The following is a 3433-nucleotide window of genomic DNA, read 5'->3' on the forward strand; positions in this document are numbered from 1 at the left end:
GTCCTATGCCGACCTTGGAACTATGCCGACCATTTCAGCGGTCGCGCAGGTCAACGGTGATGCTGAGGTTCGGAAGGTCGGCATAGTCGCGTAGTCGTGGCCACGCTTTCAGACACGGGGTGTCTGTCTGGAGGTGTGGTTCGTGACGAAGAGATCTGCGATAGCCCGGTCGTACCCGGATCGGGTTCCTCGGGTTCCGGTGGGCCCCTTGGCACCGACGGTGCTGGGCGAGTGCTCGGCCTGGTTGAGCATCAAGGGTTACTCCCCGGGCTCGGCGGCCGGGGTGCTGAACGCGCTGGGCCGACTCAGCTTGTGGATGCGAACGGTCGGTGCCGGTGTCGAGGACATCGAGGAGGAGCTCCTCGCCAGGTTCGTGGAGGAGGAGCGCGCGAGGGACGTCGTCTGCGTCACCGCGATGAGGGCCCGAGGGACGATGCGCAGGTTCCTTGTGGCGAGCGGATACCTGGGCTCTGTGGTGGTCGAGGACTGCCACCCGACGCCGGCTGCGGCTGCAGTGGCGCAGTGGCGTGGTTGGATGCGCGACCAAGGCGGCCTGACCGAGCAGACCATCGCGGCCCGCGTCCATTACGCAGCCGGCCTCCTGGACGCGCTGACCACCGACGGCGGGGCCCTGGAATGGCGTCGGCTTGAAGTCCCCCTCGTGAACGCCTACGTCGCCGAGCGCGGACGTGGCTACGGGGCTGTCGCACGTGCGCACATCGTGACCGCTGTCCGGTGCCTACTGCGGTGGGCGCTGAGCACCGGTCGTATCGACCGGGATCTTGCTCCTGGCATCCTGAAGCCCCCAGGAACGAAGCGTTCCTTGCCGCGTGGCGTGAGCGCCGACCAGGTCGCTGCACTGTTGGGGGCGTGCGATCCCGCCACGGCGATCGGGACCAGGGACCGGGCGCTCGTCCTGGTCCTGGTGAGGCTGGGCCTGCGCGCTGGTGAGGCAGCGGGCTTGAGGCTCAACGATATCGACTGGGCCACCGGCCAGTTCAAAGTCACCGGCAAGGGCCGCGAGCACGTGCTCCCGCTCCCTGTCGACGTGGGCCAGGCGTTGGAGGCGTGGCTGCGGCACCGGCCTCCTGCCCTGGACAGGGCGGTGTTCGTGCGGATGAAGGCGCCTCGCCAGGCGATGACGACCTCGGGGATCTCTGGCGTCATCGCCCGGCTGTCGGGCCTGGCGGGGATCGACCCGATCTACGCGCACCGGCTCAGGCATACCGCCGCGATGAGCGTGCTGGCCTCGGGCGGTTCCCTGACCGAAGCGAAGGAGCTGCTGGGCCACGTCCACGCCGCCACCACGATGGCCTACGCGAAAGTCGACCTCGCCTCGCTGCGTGAGCTGGTCGTGCCGTTCGGACAGGTCCCGCGATGACGACACCGACGACGCCGACGACGCTGCGCGAGTGGCTGGATGAGTACCTGGCGATGCGACGGGCCCTGGGGTTCCAGCTCGACGACGTCGAACGGCAGGTCGGCCTGTTCCTCGCCTGGCTCGAGGCACGCGGCCAGACACAGACCTTCACCATCGACGACGCCGTGAGGTGGGCGCGGCTCAACCCCGACGCGCATCCATCATGGTGGGCCACCCGGCTGTCGCTGGTCCGCCGCTTCGCCAACCACCTCAACGCCAGCGGCGTCGACGTCCCGGCGATCCCCAGCGGTTTGCTGCCAGCCAGGAAGCCGCGGGCGGTTCCCTTCATCTATAGCCAAGCCGACATCGACGCCTTGCTCGCCGCCTGCGACACGACGTTCACCGACGAGCGGATCGCCGCGACCGTGCGCACCGTTATCGGGCTGCTCGCTGCGACGGGGCTGCGGATCGGCGAGGCCCTGCGCCTGCGTGTCGACGACATCGACACCGCCCACGACCTGCTGGTAATCCAGGAAGCGAAGTCAGCAGAACGGCTGGTCCCGATCCACCCGACGACCACGGCCGCCCTGCTGCAATACATCGCCCTGCCTGCCCGAACAGCCACCCACCCCGACCCCCACGGTCCGGTCTTCGTGACCTCCAAGGGAACCAGCTACGCCTACGGACCGTTCCAGGCGCGGTTCAAACGGGTTCGCGAGGCCGCCGGGCTCACCCCGCGCGGAAGGGCACGCCCCCGCCTGCACGACCTGAGGCACACCTTCGCCACTGCGCACATGACCACCGCCTACGCCTACCACGGCGACCCCGAACGAGTGCTCACGCTGCTGGCCACCTGGCTGGGGCACTCCGACGCCGCCCACACCTACTGGTATCTGACCGCGACCGGGGAGCTCATGGCCCGCGCCGCCGGCCTGCTCGAGCACGACCCCGAAGGAGACCCCTCATGAACGCCCTGGCCACCAGCCTGCAGACCTACTTCACCACCTTCGCCCACGATCAGCGCGACTTGTCCGCCCACACGATCGCCTCCTACCGCGACACCTGGCGGCTGCTGCTCAAGCACCTGGCCTCCACGTTGGGGGTCCCCGCGGACTCCCTCGACTTCGACGCCATCACCGCCGCCAACGTGTCCGGGTTCCTCGACCAACTTGAGCACGAACGCGGCAACGCCGCCAGGACCCGCAACGCTCGGTTGACCGCGATCCGTTCCGTGCTCGGCCGAGCCCTTCCGGACCATCCCGAACACGCCGCCACCATCACCCAGGTCCTCGCCATCCCACCCAAGCGCACCATCAGACCCGTCATCGAGTTCCTCACCACCACCGAGGTCGACGCACTCCTCGCCGCGCCCGACCCCAACACCTGGACCGGTCGACGCGACCACGCCCTGCTGGCCCTCACCGTCCAGACCGGGCTTCGAATCAGCGAGATCCGTTCGCTGACCCGTGCCGACATCCACCTCGGCACAGGCCCCCACGTCGCCTGCACCGGCAAGGGACGACGCCAACGCATCACCCCGTTGACCCGAGCCACCCTGGGCATCATGCAGGCCTACCTCGCCGAACGAGCCACACGTCTCGGCACGGCCCTGTTCTGCGGTCCCCAAGGATGGCCACTGTCGCGTGACGCCCTCGAGCACCGCCTCGCCAAGCACCTCGCCACCGCCACGACCACCTGCCCCAACCTCGCGACCAAGCACGTCACGATGCACACCCTGAGGCACACCGCAGCGATGAATCTCCTCGCCGCCGGAGTCGACGTCTCGGTCATCGCGCTCTGGCTCGGACACGCCGACACCCACAGCACCGACGCCTACCTGCACGCCGACATGGCCATCAAGCAGGCCGCCATCGACCGAACGAGACCACCCGACATCAAGCCCGGGACCTACAAGCCCGAACCCGACATCCTGGCCTGGCTCACCGCGCTGTGACTATGCCGACCTCTCAACACCGAAGGCCAAGCTGTCAAACGCCATCACCGACAACATCGGCATAGTTCGAACGTCGGCATAGGACTTCAAATGCCGACGTCGGCATTTGAAGTCGGCCA

The 3433-nt window shown here is 68.2% G+C and carries 3 protein-coding genes; all 3 read left to right on the forward strand.

Annotated features, from left to right (window positions below; genetic code table 11):
- Positions 1-199: 199 nt before the first annotated feature.
- The 3 genes from ASH02_RS03915 to ASH02_RS03925 are packed head-to-tail and all read left to right on the forward strand — an operon-like array spanning position 200 to position 3314.
- A complete protein-coding gene (locus ASH02_RS03915; protein ID WP_235532554.1) occupies positions 200-1381 on the forward strand; it encodes a tyrosine-type recombinase/integrase in 1182 nt (393 codons plus the stop codon).
- Positions 1378-2328, forward strand: a complete 951-nt coding sequence (locus tag ASH02_RS03920; RefSeq protein WP_056680693.1) for a tyrosine-type recombinase/integrase — start codon at positions 1378-1380, stop codon at positions 2326-2328. Before ASH02_RS03915 ends, ASH02_RS03920 begins: the two co-directional genes overlap by 4 nt.
- Positions 2325-3314: a tyrosine-type recombinase/integrase gene (locus ASH02_RS03925; RefSeq protein ID WP_056680689.1), complete on the forward strand. Its 990-nt coding sequence runs from the start codon at positions 2325-2327 to the stop codon at positions 3312-3314. Before ASH02_RS03920 ends, ASH02_RS03925 begins: the two co-directional genes overlap by 4 nt.
- The last annotated feature ends 119 nt before the right edge of the window (positions 3315-3433 follow it).

Source organism: Nocardioides sp. Soil796 (genome assembly GCF_001429525.1).
Classification (GTDB): domain Bacteria; phylum Actinomycetota; class Actinomycetes; order Propionibacteriales; family Nocardioidaceae; genus Nocardioides.

Coding starts and splice junctions, on each gene's coding strand:
- ASH02_RS03920 (WP_056680693.1), top strand. CDS start 1,378: ATGACGACACCGACGACGCCGACGACGCTGCGCGAGTGGCTGGATGAG.
- ASH02_RS03925 (WP_056680689.1), top strand. CDS start 2,325: ATGAACGCCCTGGCCACCAGCCTGCAGACCTACTTCACCACCTTCGCC.